At 63.4% G+C, this 15,761-nt stretch carries 18 protein-coding genes; 7 read left to right on the top strand and 11 right to left on the bottom strand.

The window, feature by feature from the left end:
- Nucleotides 1-30: 30 nt before the first annotated feature.
- Together ACWA1U_RS11995 and ACWA1U_RS11990 are read right to left on the bottom strand one after the other, a co-directional pair.
- Nucleotides 31-774: an SDR family oxidoreductase gene (locus ACWA1U_RS11995; protein WP_463722410.1), complete on the bottom strand. Its 744-nt coding sequence runs from the start codon at nucleotides 772-774 to the stop codon at nucleotides 31-33.
- Between the two features lie 67 nt (nucleotides 775-841).
- Nucleotides 842-1,585, bottom strand: coding sequence for a beta-ketoacyl-ACP reductase (locus ACWA1U_RS11990; RefSeq protein ID WP_463722409.1), 744 nt, complete (start codon nucleotides 1,583-1,585; stop codon nucleotides 842-844).
- Between the two features lie 98 nt (nucleotides 1,586-1,683).
- Between ACWA1U_RS11990 and ACWA1U_RS11985 the strand changes: the two genes are divergently transcribed.
- The 3 genes from ACWA1U_RS11985 to ACWA1U_RS11975 are packed head-to-tail and all read left to right on the top strand — an operon-like array spanning nucleotide 1,684 to nucleotide 3,196.
- The gene (locus ACWA1U_RS11985; protein WP_463722408.1) at nucleotides 1,684-2,121 is read left to right on the top strand and encodes a DUF3099 domain-containing protein; all 438 of its coding nucleotides are present in this window, start codon (nucleotides 1,684-1,686) and stop codon (nucleotides 2,119-2,121) included.
- Complete coding sequence (locus tag ACWA1U_RS11980) at nucleotides 2,118-2,369, top strand: hypothetical protein (RefSeq protein ID WP_463722407.1); 252 nt, start codon at nucleotides 2,118-2,120, stop codon at nucleotides 2,367-2,369. Before ACWA1U_RS11985 ends, ACWA1U_RS11980 begins: the two co-directional genes overlap by 4 nt.
- Nucleotides 2,366-3,196: an SURF1 family cytochrome oxidase biogenesis protein gene (locus ACWA1U_RS11975; RefSeq protein WP_463722406.1), complete on the top strand. Its 831-nt coding sequence runs from the start codon at nucleotides 2,366-2,368 to the stop codon at nucleotides 3,194-3,196. Before ACWA1U_RS11980 ends, ACWA1U_RS11975 begins: the two co-directional genes overlap by 4 nt.
- Nucleotides 3,197-3,221: 25 nt before the next feature.
- Here the strand turns inward: ACWA1U_RS11975 and ACWA1U_RS11970 are convergent, their stop codons facing one another.
- Nucleotides 3,222-4,820, bottom strand: a complete 1,599-nt coding sequence (locus tag ACWA1U_RS11970) for an ABC-F family ATP-binding cassette domain-containing protein (RefSeq protein ID WP_463722405.1) — start codon at nucleotides 4,818-4,820, stop codon at nucleotides 3,222-3,224.
- A gap of 140 nt (nucleotides 4,821-4,960) precedes the next feature.
- Between ACWA1U_RS11970 and ACWA1U_RS11965 the strand changes: the two genes are divergently transcribed.
- Genes ACWA1U_RS11965 through ACWA1U_RS11955 form a run of 3 tightly spaced genes read left to right on the top strand, consistent with a single transcriptional unit; the run spans nucleotide 4,961 to nucleotide 6,953 of the window.
- Complete coding sequence (locus ACWA1U_RS11965) at nucleotides 4,961-5,596, top strand: biotin transporter BioY (protein WP_463722404.1); 636 nt, start codon at nucleotides 4,961-4,963, stop codon at nucleotides 5,594-5,596.
- An 11-nt stretch (nucleotides 5,597-5,607) separates the two neighbouring features.
- The gene (locus tag ACWA1U_RS11960) at nucleotides 5,608-6,318 is read left to right on the top strand and encodes an energy-coupling factor ABC transporter ATP-binding protein (RefSeq protein WP_463722403.1); all 711 of its coding nucleotides are present in this window, start codon (nucleotides 5,608-5,610) and stop codon (nucleotides 6,316-6,318) included.
- A complete protein-coding gene (locus ACWA1U_RS11955) occupies nucleotides 6,315-6,953 on the top strand; it encodes a CbiQ family ECF transporter T component (RefSeq protein WP_463722402.1) in 639 nt (212 codons plus the stop codon). Before ACWA1U_RS11960 ends, ACWA1U_RS11955 begins: the two co-directional genes overlap by 4 nt.
- A gap of 84 nt (nucleotides 6,954-7,037) precedes the next feature.
- Here the strand turns inward: ACWA1U_RS11955 and ACWA1U_RS11950 are convergent, their stop codons facing one another.
- Complete coding sequence (locus ACWA1U_RS11950) at nucleotides 7,038-8,279, bottom strand: thiolase family protein (RefSeq protein WP_463722401.1); 1,242 nt, start codon at nucleotides 8,277-8,279, stop codon at nucleotides 7,038-7,040.
- Nucleotides 8,266-9,720 carry a class I adenylate-forming enzyme family protein gene (locus ACWA1U_RS11945; RefSeq protein ID WP_463722400.1) on the bottom strand — a complete coding sequence of 485 codons (1,455 nt, stop codon included), beginning with the start codon at nucleotides 9,718-9,720 and terminating at the stop codon, nucleotides 8,266-8,268. Before ACWA1U_RS11945 ends, ACWA1U_RS11950 begins: the two co-directional genes overlap by 14 nt.
- A 154-nt stretch (nucleotides 9,721-9,874) precedes the next feature.
- Between ACWA1U_RS11945 and ACWA1U_RS11940 the strand changes: the two genes are divergently transcribed.
- The gene (locus tag ACWA1U_RS11940; RefSeq protein WP_463722399.1) at nucleotides 9,875-10,402 is read left to right on the top strand and encodes an O-acetyl-ADP-ribose deacetylase; all 528 of its coding nucleotides are present in this window, start codon (nucleotides 9,875-9,877) and stop codon (nucleotides 10,400-10,402) included.
- 118 nt (nucleotides 10,403-10,520) lie between these two features.
- On the opposite strand, the gene ACWA1U_RS11935 is transcribed toward ACWA1U_RS11940, so the two are convergent.
- From ACWA1U_RS11935 to ACWA1U_RS11910, 6 genes are all read right to left on the bottom strand, one after another.
- Entirely contained in the window at nucleotides 10,521-10,850 is a 330-nt protein-coding gene (locus ACWA1U_RS11935) for a metal-sulfur cluster assembly factor (RefSeq protein ID WP_463722398.1), read from the bottom strand.
- Between the two features lie 26 nt (nucleotides 10,851-10,876).
- Nucleotides 10,877-11,650 carry a Fe-S cluster assembly ATPase SufC gene (gene sufC / locus ACWA1U_RS11930; protein ID WP_463722397.1) on the bottom strand — a complete coding sequence of 258 codons (774 nt, stop codon included), beginning with the start codon at nucleotides 11,648-11,650 and terminating at the stop codon, nucleotides 10,877-10,879.
- A 99-nt stretch (nucleotides 11,651-11,749) separates the two neighbouring features.
- Nucleotides 11,750-12,118, bottom strand: coding sequence for a non-heme iron oxygenase ferredoxin subunit (locus ACWA1U_RS11925; protein ID WP_463722396.1), 369 nt, complete (start codon nucleotides 12,116-12,118; stop codon nucleotides 11,750-11,752).
- Nucleotides 12,118-13,416 carry a Fe-S cluster assembly protein SufD gene (sufD, locus tag ACWA1U_RS11920; RefSeq protein WP_463722395.1) on the bottom strand — a complete coding sequence of 433 codons (1,299 nt, stop codon included), beginning with the start codon at nucleotides 13,414-13,416 and terminating at the stop codon, nucleotides 12,118-12,120. The genes ACWA1U_RS11925 and sufD overlap by 1 nt, the downstream gene beginning before the upstream one ends.
- On the bottom strand, nucleotides 13,416-14,891 hold the full coding sequence (gene sufB, locus ACWA1U_RS11915) for a Fe-S cluster assembly protein SufB (protein WP_463722394.1): 1,476 nt from the start codon (nucleotides 14,889-14,891) through the stop codon (nucleotides 13,416-13,418). The genes sufD and sufB overlap by 1 nt, the downstream gene beginning before the upstream one ends.
- Nucleotides 14,891-15,691, bottom strand: a complete 801-nt coding sequence (locus ACWA1U_RS11910; RefSeq protein WP_463722393.1) for a helix-turn-helix transcriptional regulator — start codon at nucleotides 15,689-15,691, stop codon at nucleotides 14,891-14,893. Before ACWA1U_RS11910 ends, sufB begins: the two co-directional genes overlap by 1 nt.
- Between the last annotated feature and the right edge of the window lie 70 nt (nucleotides 15,692-15,761).

The raw sequence follows: 15,761 nt of genomic DNA, 5'->3' as shown, positions 1-15,761 counted from the left end.
GTCGTCCAGGGGCACCGACTGCCCAGTGGTCTAGCGGGTGAAGTGCTCCGCGCCGCCCACGTACTCCGTGTGGCCGGTGGGTACGTCCGCTGAAACCATTGCGGCAATTTCAGCGGCGAATTCCTCCACTGAGTACAGGCGGCCGGCCTCCTGCCTGCGGGCTTCGATAGCGCCAGGCGCCGCGCGATCCAGCAGGGTGGCCGTGACGGTGCCCTCGATCATGTCTCCCGAAACCACGACGAAATCGATTCCGCGTTCGGTCAGCGTGGGAAGCATGTCCCGCAATGCGTCTTCACCGGCGCGCTTGCTGCGTGCGACCGGCTCGTATGCGTCCATGGTTTCGACGGAGTTGATGAAGTGTGCCTGGTGGCTGGTGATGAAAACCACACGTGATCCCGACGGCATGACTTCCAAGGCCGCGGTGAGCATCGCTACCTGGGCATCCCGGTTGAGCTTGAGCGCGTAGTCCTCGCCGAGCCCGGTTTCCATCCCGCCCGAGGCGTTGAGCACCAGCAGATTTAGCCCGCCGAAGTTCTCGACGGCCGCCGTGATCAGCGCATTCACGCCGTCGGGCGTCGTGAGGTCAGCGCCCACCGCTACCGCCTTGCCGCCGTCGGCCTCGATACCCGCGACCACCTTGTTTGCCCTCGGTGCCTTCTGCCGGTAATTGACGACGACGGCCGCCCCCTGGGCTGCGAGCAGCCGGGCTACCTCCGCTCCGATTCCGCGGGACGAGCCCGTGACAATTGCAGTTGTGGCGTCGAGTGCACCCATGTGGATCTCCTTGAAAAATGTTGGTTGATTACGCTGTTGGTTGGCGGAAAAGCTCAGATGGACGGGATCAGTGACCCATCCCCAGGCCACCATCCACCGGAATGACGGCCCCGGAAATATAGGCGGCCTCATCGCTGGCGACCCAGCGCACCACGTTCGCCACCTCGTCCGCTTCAGCGAAACGCCCAGCAGGGATGGATGAAAGGTAATTCTTCTGCGTCTCTTCCGGCAGTGCGGCGGTCATGTCGGTGTTGATGAAACCCGGAGCGACAACGTTGGCCGTGATGCCGCGCGAACCAAGTTCACGGGTAATGGACCGGGCGATTCCCACCAGACCCGCCTTTGAAGCCGAGTAGTTGATCTGGCCGGGAGCGCCGTAGAGGCCGGAGACCGACGAGATGAGGACAATCCGTCCTTTGCGCAGGCGCATCATTCCGCGGGAGGCGCGTTTGATCACGCGGAAGGACCCCGTGAGGTTGGTGTCGATGACGTCGGTGAAGTCCTTTTCGCTCATCCGCAGGAGCAGGGTGTCACGGGTGATGCCGGCGTTGGCAACGAGCACCTCGACTGTCCCCTGCGCATCCTCGACTTCACGGAAAGCCGCATCGATCTGGTCAGTGTCAGTAACATCCGCCTTCACCCCGAACATTCCGGCCGGAACTTCTCCGCTGCGATAGGTGATGGCCACTTTGTCCCCGGCTGCAAGGAACGACTGCGCGATCGCGAGCCCGATTCCCCGGTTGCCGCCGGTTACCAGGACGCTGCGGCCGCCCTGCGGGGCTGTTGTATCGGCGGTTGTCTGTTCCTGCACGAATGGTCCTCCAGAACGTCGGTGAATTGTCCGTTCGATCCTAACTGCACTTACCTGAACCACAGGCGAACTTTAACTACGGCGTCCACAGTGAGACAATGGAAGAGTCCATTTGGAGAGTGATGATGAAGCTGAGCCATCAGTCGAAACGCAGCCCCGAAATACATAACATCAGTGACGCCCGCGAGGCCCACAGCGATGAGATGCGTCAGCGGATGATCAAATATTCACTGTCCATGGGTATCCGGATGGTGTGCCTGATTCTGGTGTTTGTGGTTGAGGGATGGTTCCAGTGGGTGATGATCGCCGGAGCGGTCTTTTTGCCCTACTTCGCGGTCATCTTCGCCAATGGCGGAAGCGACACGAGCAACATCACCCATAGCGATGCCCTGCTGGACCAGGCACCTGCACGAGAACTTGAGGCCCCCATTGAGATCCCGCAGGAGGACGGCCCCCTCACACTGCAGGGTGAGATCGTTGAGGAGCAGGAAGACCGTCAGCCAGGGGAAGTGCCGAACACGAAAGGGCAGGCGTGAGCATTTTCGATCAGTTGCCCGGTAGCACGGCTCCCTCCGGGCCAGGTCAGCCCACCTGTTCACGTAAGGCCTGCAAGCTACCAGCCGAGTGGCAACTGCTCTGGAACAACCCTCGTATTCACACCGCAGAGCGCCGAAAAGTCTGGCTGGCCTGTGCTGGGCATCGCGACTGGCTCCAGGACTACCTCTCCACCCGCGGACTGTGGAAACAGACGCTGCCCGTGGAAGGCGCCACGGCAGCGTCGTGAATCCTTTGAAGTATCTTGCAACTCCACGCTGGTTCGGCTGGTTGGCACTGGTAATGGTGCTGGCCGCGGCCTGCAGTGCGCTGGGGCTCTGGCAGCTCGACCGCCGAAATCAGGCCGCGGCGACTGTCGACACCGTCCAGGCCAACTATGATCGGGATCCGCTCCCGTATTCACCAGGGTTGTTTGCTTCCTACGATGAGTCAGAAGAGTGGATGCCGGTGACCCTTACGGGACGGTATGACTCCGCGAACGAGCGCATAGTCCGGAACCGCCCGCTCAGCGGGAGGCCAGGGTATGAAGTCCTGGTGCCCCTGAAGCTCAAGGATGGCACCGCCGTCGTCGTCAATCGCGGCTGGCTTCCCATCGGCAACAGGGAAGCCGGGCGTCCCGACTCGATACCCGCCGCGCCTGAGGGCGAAGTCACAGTGACCGCACGGATCAGGCCCGGCGAACCGGTGCTCGATCGCTCCGCGCCTGCTGGGCAGCTCGCTTCGATCAACCTCCCCCTGTACCAATCGCAACTGGACTACCCCATCCAGACCGGGGCCTATGGGCTGCTCGCGGGAGAATCTCCTGCCCCGGCTGCCACCCCGGTGGCTCCTGCCAGGCCGGAGATCGACCTTGGCCCGCACCTGTCCTACTCCATGCAGTGGTTCGCGTTCGGGGTGTTGCTCTTCGTGGGTCTGGGCTACGCGGCCCGCCAGCAGTACCGCATTGACCATGAGGACGTGGAGGAGACTGCGGCAAGGGCGGCAGCATGGCGCGCGCGGCGAAAGCCCACGGCCGAAGAAGAGGAAGACGCCATCCTCGACGCCCAGGGCCGCTAGCCCCGACGCACTTTCTGGTGCTCTATTACGCCAGGGTCACCAGATCGAGGTAGTCGTCATTCCACAGGTCCTCAACGCCATCCGGCAACAGGACAACGCGTTCGGGGTTGAGCGCGTCCACCGCGCCCTCATCGTGGCTGACGAGTACGACGGCGCCGGAGTAGTTCCGGAGCGCACCAAGAATTTCCTCCCGGCTGGCCGGGTCAAGGTTGTTGGTGGGCTCATCGAGGAGCAGCACGTTGGCCGAGGAGGCCACGATGGTGGCCAATGCGAGGCGCGTCTTTTCGCCGCCAGACAGAACGCCGGCTGGCTTGTCGACGTCGTCTCCCGAAAACAGGAAAGATCCGAGGACCCCTCGGACTTCAGCGTCCCGCATATCCGGCGCTGCAGAGCGCATGTTTTCCAGGACGGTCCGATTGGTATCAAGGGTTTCGTGTTCCTGGGCGTAATAACCAACCTTCAGGCCGTGGCCCGGAACAATGCGCCCCGTATCCGGGGTATCAACCCCAGCGAGCATGCGCAGCAGTGTGGTCTTTCCCGCACCGTTGAGCCCGAGGATGACCACCTTGGATCCACGGTCGATCGCGAGGTCGACGTCGGTGAAAATCTCGAGCGAGCCGTAGGACTTGCTGAGACCCTCCGCTGTCATGGGAGTCTTTCCGCAGGAGGCCGGTTCCGGGAAGCGCAACGCTGCCACCCGGTCCTGCGCCCTGACGGCTTCCAGCCCGGTAAGCATGCGCTCGGCACGCTTTGCCATGTTCTGCGCCGCAACAGCCTTGGTCGCCTTTGCGCGCATTTTGTTGGCCTGGTCCATGAGGACCTGGGCCTTCTTCTCAGTATTGGCCCGCTCACGCTTCCGGGCGCGTTCATCAGTCTCGCGCTGCTGCAGGTACCGCTTCCACCCCATGTTGTAAATGTCGATGGTCGCCCGGTTGCCGTCGAGGTGGAAGACCTTGTTGACCGTTGCCTCAAGCAGGTCGACGTCGTGGCTGATGACAATCAATCCGCCGGAATGGTTCTTCAAAAATTCGCGCAGCCACGCAATGGAATCAGCGTCGAGGTGGTTGGTGGGCTCATCGAGGAGCATGGTGTCGGCACCCGAGTAGAGGATGCGGGCAAGCTCAACACGGCGGCGCTGGCCTCCCGAGAGGGTCTTCAGCGGCTGGTTCAGAATGCGTTCGGGCAGTGCAAGGTTGGACGAGATCGCCGCGGCTTCGGCCTCCGCCGCGTACCCGCCGTGGGCAAGGAACTCGGATTCCAGACGGTCATAACGGTTCATCGCCTTATCACGCACCGTTGGATCCTCACTGGCCATCTGCTCCTGCGTCTCGCGCAGCTTGCCGACGACGACGTCGAGGTTGCGTGCCGAAAGGATGCGGTCCCTGGCGAGCTGGTCCATGTTCGGCGTCCGGGGATCCTGGGGCAGGTATCCGATCTCACCGTTCCGGGTCACTGACCCGGCGGCGGGTAGCCCTTCGCCCGCAAGGACACGGGTCAGGGTGGTCTTTCCCGCACCGTTGCGGCCCACCAGGCCGATTTTGTCCCCACGGTCCACCCGGAATGACAGTTCATCCATGAGCAGCCGGGCGCCCGCGCGCAACTCAAGGTTCGACACGGCAATCACGTGGCTGGGCCCTTCCGTTTTCCCGGCTGACTCGCCAGGGTTCAATGTTGTAGGAATCCTACAAAAGTGTTTTCTTCTTTCCGCACTAACCTCGGTAAGTAGCAGCCCACCGTTGTATGGATCCCACAGAAAGCTTCACGATGCAACAGACTAATCTGAGCCAGCATTCCTCCCCTGCGGACAACTCGCCGAGGGTTCACCGTGGTTGGAATGCGACCGATCTCTCGCTGATCGCGGTCTTCGCGGCCGTTGTGGCCACCAGTGCCATCCTACCCGCAATCCCCGTAGGCCAGGTTGGCGTACCGATTACCCTGCAAACCCTGGCCATCATGGTCACCGGGATTGTGCTCGGCCCGTGGCGGGCAGGAGCCGCGGTGGGACTCTACGTCGCCGTCGGGCTGGCGGGGCTGCCCATTTTCAGCCAGTTCCGCGGTGGGATCGGCATCCTGTTCGGCCCATCGGCCGGGTACATTATCGCCTTCCCGCTGGCCGCCATGGCCGTTGGTTTCCTAGCCCGCCTGGTATTCCACCGAATGGACAGGCTCCGGTACGTGGGACTCTTCGCGGCGTGCACCGTCACCAGCCTCGCGATCACCCATCCCCTCGGCATCCTGGGAATGATGGTCAACGCAAAGCTCGACCTCCCAGCCGCGATCGCCGCCGACGTCGTTTTCCTTCCCGGTGACATTCTCAAGAACCTCGTCGCGGCGGCCATCGGGCTGAGCGTCCTCAAGGCCTTCCCCCGCCTGGCGAGCCGATCCACCTCGCGGCGATAGCCCTGGCGAAGGTGATTGAGTTCGACGGCGCTGCCGTCCAGTCCGAGGAGTCACAGCGGCAAATCCTCCACCCCGTGGACCTGGTGCTCAACGAGGACCGCATCAGTATCATCGGGGCGAACGGCTCCGGCAAGTCGACCCTGCTGAAACTCATCAACGGGCTGGTTCTGCCAACGGCCGGACGCGTCAGGGTGCATGGCCTCGACACTGCGCGCCGCGGGTCAGCGGTGCGGACACAGGTGGGGTTCATGTTCACCGACCCGCTTGCGCAACTGATCATGCCTACCGGCCGTGAGGACATTGAACTCTCCCTCCGGCGTAGCCATCGCCGTCGGGAGGACAGGCGGAGTGCCGCTGAACAGGTCCTCGGGAAGTTCGGTTTGACCCGGCTCGCCGACCAGAGTGTCTACGACCTCTCCGGTGGCGAACGGCAACTCCTGGCCCTCGCCACGGTGCTCGCCTGCGAGCCACGGGTGCTGGTGGCTGACGAACCCACAACGCTCCTCGACCTGCGCAATGAAGACCGCGTACGCGAACTTTTCCGCAGCGTGGAGCAACAGATCATTTTCACCACCCATTCGCTGGACTTCGCACTGGATGCCGACCGCACGCTTGTTGTTGATTCGGGGCGGATTGTGTTCGACGGTTCCCCGTCAGAGGCCATAGCTGCCTACCGCCATCTGAGCGCCAGCGGAGCCGCTTTCCCCGGGCCTCCAGCGTGAGGGGGCACGCGAGCCTGCTCGGAAGCTACATTGACCGGCGCTCGCTCATCCATGCGTCGCCACTGTGGGTCAAGGTGCTTGCCGTCGCGGTCCTTTCGGTTGCCGTCCTCGTGGTCAACAGCGTCTGGATGACTTCCTGCTCGATCATCCTGTTGGTGGTCGCCTACACGGCGGGAGCGGGGCTGACAGTGAAGCAGATGCTCGCTGCGTTCCTCAGGATGTGGCCGCTGATCCTCGTGCTCGGTGCATTCCAGTGGTTCGTCGCCGGCCCTGTGACCGCGTTCCTCGTTGTGGGGAACATTGTGGTGTGCGTGCTGGCTGCCTTGCTGGTTACCCTCACCACCGAAAGCCAGCGCCTGCTGGACGGGTTGGTTGCACTCGCCCGCCCCACGCGCTTCCTCGGTGGAGACCCCGAGCGGTTCGGGCTCACGCTTACCCTGATGTTCCGCAGCATTCCCTATTTGGTTGGAGCGGCCGGCGATGCCCGGGACGCCGCCCGCGCACGGGGGCTCGAGCGTAACGCGCGGGCGCTCATCCTGCCGGTCTTCATTGGTGCCGTCGCCTATGCTCAGCAAACCGGTGAGGCACTCGCGGCACGCGGCCTCGGGGAGAAGAACGACGACGACGTCCCGTAGCTTCGCGGTTTCAGCCCGGGGAGCGTGCGTGCCCAGTCCCCCGGACGCTGAAGCTCCGCGTTACCCCAGCAGGTCACACCCGCGTCACAGCCGTACTCCCCGAAAGGCCGCCGCGGTCCCAACTCCTCCGGCTGCGCTGATACCGGCAACCGACAACCCGCCGTCGTCGGCCCGCTTGTTGGCCCGCTGTTCCGATCCCCTCAGCAAGTTGGCGACGAGCATCGCCCCGGACGCACCGTACGGATGACCGTAAGCCAAGGCGCCGCCATACGCGTTGAACTGGTCCGGCGGGACCTGCAGCAGGTGCGCGCAGGCAAGTACCTGCGCGGCGAATGCCTCATTGAATTCCCACCGTGCAACCTCGCTGGAAGCGATGCCCAGTGTCAGCAGCAGCTTGCGGACGGCGAGTGCTCCGGACGTGCCGAAGAGGCTCGCATCACCCCCGGAAACTGCTGACCCCGCAAAGGCGAGCGCGCTCGTGAAACCGGAAGTGCGGGCCTCCCCAGCGCTTGTCACGGCGAGGACGACTGCCGCGTCGGCGTCAGCACAGGAGTTTCCGGCTGTCACCGTTCCGTCGGCGGCGAAAACCGGACGAAACCGCTTCAGCAATTCGGGCGACATCCCTCGTCGAGGAGTCTCGTCATCACGACGGCCGACAACTGCAACGATGTCCGCTGCCAGCTCGTCCAGCGAGGCAACTGCCCGTCGATGGCTTTGCAGCGCGTACGCGTCCTGCTCGGACCGTGAGATTCCGTAGTGCTGGGCAACGTTCTCCGCGGCAACTCCGGCGTCGGGATCTCCGTGTGCATCGGGGGCAAAGCGTGCACGGGAGTAGAAGTCGGGCGCCCCAGGGGTGGAAGTGATTCTGCGCGCCCTCAAAGGCGCGGTGCTGCAGCTCTCAACTCCACCGGCGAAGTACCACGTTCCGGCTCCGGCCTCGATCATCCTGCATGCCAGAACCACGGCATCCAGCCCTGACGCACACTGCCGGTCCACCGTCATCCCCGGAACCCCGACAGGGAAACCCGCTGTGAGCAGAGCCAGGCGCGCTACATTCCCCCCGCCGCCAGCGGCGTTGCCGATGATGACATCGTCCACCTGGCCTGATTTCACCCCGGTATCCTGCGCGAGTGCGCCGAGCACCGGCGCCAACAGGTCATGTGCCTCCACCGACTTGAACATCCCACCCAGCCGTCCGATGGGCGAGCGGCGGGCAAGTACGACGACGGCGGTGCCGTCATCGACGCTAAACCCGGCCCGAGCCGGCACGGTCCGTCCTGCCGGTCCATATCCAGAGCGCTTCAACACATCGTCAGAGCCGTTCAAGGGCACTGTCCTTGTTCAGAATGGAGCGTGCAACTGCTGCCCGGTCCGTCTTCCCCGCGGGAGTCAGCGGCAGCTTGGCCACTCGGTACAAAGTCCGGGGTACCTTCACGGCAGGAAGCTCCGCGCGCAGCCGGGTCAGCAATGCAGCAGTGTCTATGGCACCCGCTGGCGATTCAATCACCACAGCCAGGGATGCACCCCGCGCAGGGTCGGGCACCCCGACGGCTAACGCCAGCGGATAACCGGCGTCGGCAAGGGCACGTTCAATCTCCGACGGGTAAACGTTCGTTCCGGCCACAACGATCATGTCGGCGCGCCGACCCGTCAGGTGGAGGGCGCCGTCGTCGTCGATCCAGCCATGGTCGCCCACGGTGACCCAGTCTCCGTCGCGTGTGAACGAGTGGTCATCCCCGCCGAAAAGATAGCCCTCAATAGCCGTGTCAGTCCTGACCCAGACAGTGCCTTGGAGAGCCCCGCGCTGCTCACTACCACAGGCGGGCCCGATTCTGAGCGCGACGCCGGAAAACGGCTGGCCGATCCCGGGGTCCGCCTGTTCCTCTCCGGGTTCCTCCGGTCCGATCTCACGCACTGTGACCAGGCTCAGCTCGGACGCGCCGTAGTACTCAACAAGCCGTGAACCGGGCGCCACCCGGCGCACAAGGTCAACCTCCGCTGAGGAGAGCTTCCCTCCCCCGGACACAACGCAATGAAGGTCCGGCAGCGTCCCGCCGGCCAGCTGCAGGCCCAACCGCAGCGCGGCCGGTACACCGACAAAGTGGGCGATGCGCTGCCTGCGCAGGACATCACCAATCAGTACCCCGGTGTGTTCTCCAGTTCCGGCAGGCAACGCGTAGAACGTTGCACCCGCGAACAGTGACTCGGCGAGGGCATACAGGCTGAGGCTTGCTGACAGCGGACCCGGTGCGAAGACGCGGAGGCCGGGTGTAATGCCGAAGTAGGGAACGCTGCGCTCCAACGAACGTCGCCACGAGCCCACCGTGCGGACGAACGCTTTCGGTGTACCGGTGGATCCTGAGGTGAAGCCGCAGTAGAACAGCTCGTCATCGGTGGCACCGGCAAGCGGCCCTCCGCTTTCAGGGACCGCATCGGTTGAACTGTCAGGGTGATCCGAGCTGCCCATCTCCGTGGAATCGAGCACCCCGTCCGGCAGCAGCGCTTCAATCACCCGTGCACGCTGGGCTCCGGGCCATCCCGGATCGAGGACGGCGGCGCACCGGCCCCGCCCGACAACAGCCGTCAACGCGATGGCAAATTCAACCGGGTCGGTAAGTTCGAGCGCGATCATCCTGCCCTCCGGCACCCTGGCTGCCCGTGCCCGGGCCGCCAACTCGCCGTAGGATATTGCGCGGTCGCCGACGACGACGGCGGGCCGGTCCGCGTGCGCGCCGGCCCAGTGAAGCACTCGGTTCACGAAAGGCATGGATTCCTCTTCTGGGGGTCAACCCAATGTACTAACCTGTGCCCATGATCACCGCCTCGACCGCGTCCCGTTCTACGCCCAGGTTCACGCCCGGCATCACCCAAACTCTTCCTGCAGGCCGCCCAGGCGCCTTCATCCGTAGGGCAGGTGTGCGGTGACCCGGACGAGGATCCACCTCACTGAGGGCGACATCACCACCTTCCAGGTGGACGCCGTCGTGAATGCCGCCAACTCCTCGCTTCTTGGGGGTGGCGGTGTGGATGGAGCCATTCATCGCGCTGCCGGGCCGGAGCTGCTTGCAGCGTGCCGCGCGCTGAGACAGCAACGCCTCCCTGACGGGCTCGAGGTGGGGGACGCTGTCGCCACGCCTGCGTTCAGGCTCCCGGCATCGTGGATCATCCACACGGTTGGGCCGAACCGTCATGCGGGACAGACGGACCCCGGGTTACTCGCGTCGTGTTTCCGCCGAAGCCTTGAGGTTGCAGAGGCAGAGCGCGCTGAGTCAGTTGCTTTCCCCGCCATCAGTGCGGGCATCTACGGCTGGGATCCGGCCGAGGTAGCCAGGATCGGGCTGGAGACGGTGAGCGGATACGTCGGCGGTGTCCAGGATGTCACGTTCGTCCTCTTCTCCGCACGGCTCGCAGAAACCTTTCGCCGGGTCCACGCCGAGCTCATTGGCTGACGAGTGCTTGATCGGATGGAGCTCACCCTGCGATCGGCAGCGCTGAGTAGGCGCCCAGGCATGCAGAAGGGCGGCAGGCACACGATATGCCTACCGCCCTCCGGCGAAACGAGAAGTACTAGATGTTGAACCCGAGGGCCCTCATCTGGTCGCGGCCGTCTTCGGTGATCTTCTCAGGACCCCACGGTGGCATCCACACCCAGTTCAGGCGCCAGTCGTCGACCATTCCGTCGAGGGACTGCCCGACCTGCTCTTCGATGACGTCCGTGAGCGGGCAGGCCGCAGTTGTGAGCGTCATGTCGATCAGCAGAGCGCCGTCGTCGGCGTACTTCAGCCCGTAAAGCAGTCCCAGGTCGACGATGTTCACACCGAGTTCCGGATCGATGACGTCCTTCAGTGACTCTTCAACGTCCTCGAGAGACGTTTGCGCTGCATTCACATCACTCATGATGGGCAAGCCTTCCTTCGGGAGGGTTATGCCTCGGCCGGCACTGTGCCGGGGACGAGGAAACGATCATAGCCTTCTTCTTCAAGGCGGTCGGCCAGCTCAGGGCCGCCCTCCTCGGCGATGCGCCCGTCCACGAACACGTGCACGTAATCCGGCTTGATGTAGCGCAGGATTCGCGTGTAGTGCGTGATGAGCACAGTGCCCATGTTGCCCTTGCCATGCTCGCGGTTCACACCCTCCGAGACCACCTTCAGCGCATCGACGTCGAGGCCTGAGTCGGTCTCGTCAAGGATGGCGAACCGTGGCTTGAAGAGTTCGAGCTGCAGGATCTCCACGCGTTTCTTCTCGCCGCCGGAAAAGCCCTCGTTCACATTCCGTTGCGCGAAGTCGGCATCGATGCGCAGCTGCGCCATCGCTTCCTTCACATCCTTGGTCCACGTGCGGATGCTGGGGGCTTCGCCGTCGAGCGCTGTTTTGGCCGTGCGAAGGAAGTTGGTCATGGTGACGCCGGGAACCTCGACGGGGTACTGCATCGCGAGGAAGAGACCAGCGCGGGCGCGCTCATCAACGCTCATCTCGAGGACGTTCTCACCGTCGAGGGTGATGGAGCCGCTGTCAACGATGTAGCGCGGGTGGCCGGCGATGGTGGAGGCCAGGGTGGACTTGCCGGACCCGTTTGGACCCATGATGGCGTGGGTCTCACCGGTGTTGATGGTGAGGCTGACGCCCTTGAGGATTGGCTTTGTGCCCTGTTCCGTCTCAATACTGACGTGCAGGTCCTTGATTTCAAGGGTGGACATCTGTGGTTCTCCTTTGCATCCTGCCCTCGCAGGCTTGCTCAATGTCGAAAGTCTTACTGTCGAAAGTCTTGGTTGAGGAAGGTAGTGCGTGCGCCGGTGCTAGCCCCGCTCGGGCACGGGAGCCGAGTTCGTCACCGTGGAGACATCCACGTAGACCTCGTCGCCGTGGATCTCAAGGGCGAAAACCGGAACTGGCTCGTACGCCGGGAGCTGCAGCGGCATGCCGCTACGCAGGTCGAACTGCGACCCATGGCCCCAGCATTCGATCTTGCACCCTTCCACATCCCCTTCCGAGAGGGAGATATCTGCGTGAGAGCAGGTGTCTCCGATGGCGTGGATGCCGCCCTCCGAATCCTTGACGATGGCAACGGGGTAGTCGTCGATCAGGATGCGCAGGGCTTCCTTCACTCCGAGGTCGTTGACGCTGCAGACGAGTTCGCCGCGCGGTGCGCCGGAGGTTTCACTCATCAGTAGTTCCCCGCAGCCAGTTCGCGCTCTACAGCCTCAGCCAGGCGCTCCTCAAGAACAGGAACCTTGATCTGCTGGATCACTTCGTTGAGGAATCCACGCACCACCAGGCGGCGGGCGGTCTTCTCATCAATGCCACGAGCCATGAGGTAGAACAGGTGCTGGTCATCGAAACGGCCGGTTGCGCTTGCGTGCCCCGCGCCAGCGATCTGCCCGGTCTCAATCTCCAGGTTAGGCACTGAGTCCGTGCGCGCACCGTCGGTCAACACCAGGTTGCGGTTCACCTCGTATGTGTCCGTTCCCTCGGCCGCCTTGCGGATGAGCACGTCGCCGACCCAGACCGTGTGAGCACCCTTGCCCTGCAGCGCACCCTTGTAGGTGACGCGGGACTTGCAATTGGGCACTGCGTGGTCAACGAGCAGCCTCTGCTCCAGGTGCTGGCCGGCATCAGCGAAGTACAGTCCGTACATTTCGACCTCGGCGCCGGGGGCCGTGAAGAACGACGACGGCGTGAGCCGCACGAGGTCACCACCGAGGCTGATGACGACGTGCTTGAAGCGAGCGTCCCGTCCCACCTTGGCCTGCTGAGACGAGAGATGAACGGCGTTGTCGTCCCATTCCTGTACGCTCACGACCGTCAGTTCAGCGCCGTCACCGACGAGGATCTCGACGTTCTGGGCGAGCGTGGCGGCACCCTGGTGATCCAGGACCACAACGGCCTTTGAGAACCTGCGCGCGTCGATGATGAGGTGCTGGGCTGCTGCTGCGGCGTCGGTCCCGCGAATAGCAACGGTCACCTCGCAGTCGGCGACGACTTCCTCAGGAATGGTTACAACGGTGGCCTTATCCACGGCTTCCCAGGCGGACGCCGACACCCGATCCTCGGGAATGGCTGCCAACCCAAAGCGGGGATCGGAACGCTCAACCGTCTCAACGATGACGTTGGATGCCCCGGAGACAGTGACTTCCGGGCCGACGCCGGTCAAGGCATCAGTGTGCAGTCCCCGAAGCCGGTTCAGCGGGGTGAACCGCCAGTCTTCCTCGCGTCCGGTCAGCGGAGCGAAATCAGCCAGTCTGTAAGACTTCAGCCGCTCGCCGCGGTACGCTTCGGGGATCACCGGCTCATCGCCGTGGCTGTGCCTGCGCGCACCATGCTGCTCAGTGCCGGTGTTCAACGGCGAGAGGTTCTCCCCCTCTTCGGTGAAACCGTCTATGGCAACCTTTTCCTCGCCGGAAGCGGCACCGATGCGGGCCTTTTCGTCAATCACTTCTGGGCTCAACTGTGAGGTTTCGGCCATTAGCCTACGGCTCCTTCCATCTGGAGTTCGATCAAGCGGTTCAGTTCGAGGGCGTACTCCATGGGGAGCTCGCGGGCAATCGGTTCGATGAAACCGCGAACGATCATGGCCATTGCTTCGTCCTCACGCATGCCGCGTGACATCAGGTAGAACAACTGTTCCTCGCTGACGCGCGAGACGGTCGCCTCGTGGCCCATCGTGACGTCGTCCTCACGAATGTCCACGTAGGGATACGTGTCCGACCGCGAGATCGTGTCCACCAGCAGCGCATCACAGCGCACGGTGTTGGCCGAGTGGGTTGCGCCCTCACGGACCTGGACGAGACCGCGGTACGCAGCCCGCCCGCCTCCGCGTGCCACGGACTTGGAGATGATCGAGGACTTGGTGTTCGGAGCGATGTGGACCATCTTCGAACCGGTGTCCTGGTGCTGTCCCTCGCCCGCGAAGGCAATCGACAGGGTCTCTCCCTTGGCGTGCTCGCCAACAAGGTAAACCGCCGGGTACTTCATGGTGACCTTGGAGCCGATATTTCCATCGACCCACTCCATGGTGGCGCCCTCATGGGCGATGGCACGCTTGGTCACCAGGTTGTACACGTTATTCGACCAGTTCTGGATGGTGGTGTAGCGAACGCGTGCGTTCTTCTTGACCACAATCTCCACGACGGCCGAGTGCAGTGAGTCCGAGGTGTAGATCGGCGCCGTGCAACCTTCGATGTAATGCACGTAGGAGCCTTCGTCGGCGATGATCAACGTGCGCTCGAACTGGCCCATGTTCTCGGTGTTGATGCGGAAGTAGGCCTGCAGCGGAATTTCGACGTGGACGCCCGGGGGAACGTACACGAAGGAACCGCCGGACCACACTGCCGTGTTCAGCGAGGCGAATTTGTTGTCGCCGACGGGGATCACGGATCCGAAGTACTCCTCGAAGAACTCGGGGTGCTCGCGCAGGGCGGTGTCGGTGTCCATGAAGATGACACCCTGACGCTCGAGTTCCTCGTTGATCTGGTGGTAGACCACCTCGGACTCGTACTGCGCTGCGACGCCGGAGACCAGGCGGTTCCGCTCTGCTTCGGGGATGCCGAGCTTCTCGTAGGTATTCTTGATGTCGTCAGGCAGGTCTTCCCAGGTGTTTGCCTGCTTTTCGGTGGAACGCACGAAGTACTTGATGTTGTCGAAGTCGATTCCCGACAGATCAGCACCCCAGGTGGGCATCGGCTTGCGGTCGAAGTACTTCAAGCCCTTCAGGCGCAGGTCCAGCATCCAGCCAGGTTCGCTCTTCTTGTCCGAGATGTCGCGGACGACGTCTTCGCTCAGGCCACGGCGCGCGTTGGCGCCGACGTCGTTCTTGTCGGACCAGCCGTACTCGTAGGTTCCGATGCCCTGGAGCTCCGGGTTCCTCTCGAGGATGTCGCTGATCACTCCTGCGGGCACGGTGTCGGGAACCAATGCCTTCTGAACTGTCTGATCCGTCATCACGGCCTTCCTTGCTGATGGTTGGATACGTCTGAAATCTTGAGGGTCCGGCTGTCCGCCGAACTGCCTGCCACCGCACGCTGGGCGGCCCGGCCGATGGGTATGTGGGTTGTGCACACGTGTCCCCCGCGCGCGAGCGTGGAAAGGCGGCGGACATCAACGCCCAACAACCGGGCGAAGACCGCGGTTTCCTGCTCGCAGAAATCCGGGAAGCCGGCAGCCAGTTCCTGGATGGGGCAATGTCCTTGGCATAACTGCACACTCAGCATCGCAGCGTTGGGTGCGTTCGTGCCAATCTCCCGTGTGGATCCTACGAAGCCGTCGAGGCTCAGCGCTTCCGCGAGCGCCGTGGCCCTGTCTTCCAAGCGCTCTCCTGCGGCTTCGACTACCGGGCGGTACCGCTCCTCCATGGTGGCGAAACGGCCTGCAGCGAAGCGGCGAACGGCATCATCGCCGGCTATTTCCTGCAGCTGGGATAGAGCGGCCTGCGCTATGTGCAGATAGTCGTTTCCGAGGCGGGTCTGTCCGCGCTGGCTGAGCACGTACCTGCGCGCCGGGCGGCCAGCTCCCGAAGACGCGTTGCTGATCAACTTGACTTCGATGAGACCGTCACGCGACAGGGCGTCAAGATGGCGCCGGACTGCGGCCGGTGTATACCCCAAACGGTCGCCAAGTTCAGCTGCGCTGACGGGTCCGTGTTCGAGGACTGCGGAAAGAACTTTGTCGCGGGTGCGTTCGTCGGCCACCCGGCGGGACTCAACGTCAGCCTGGTCTGGACGAGCTACAGCGGGATGGGACATCGCGTACTCTCCTTCGACTTAGGCGGACGCCAATTGGGCGCGTGCTAATACACAACAGAACCATGCCCTA

The sequence above is a fragment of the Arthrobacter sp. TRD_SC_6 genome, from assembly GCF_055361185.1.
Note: the sequence above shows the minus strand (reverse complement) of the source record. Positions and strands in the feature narration are given on the sequence as shown.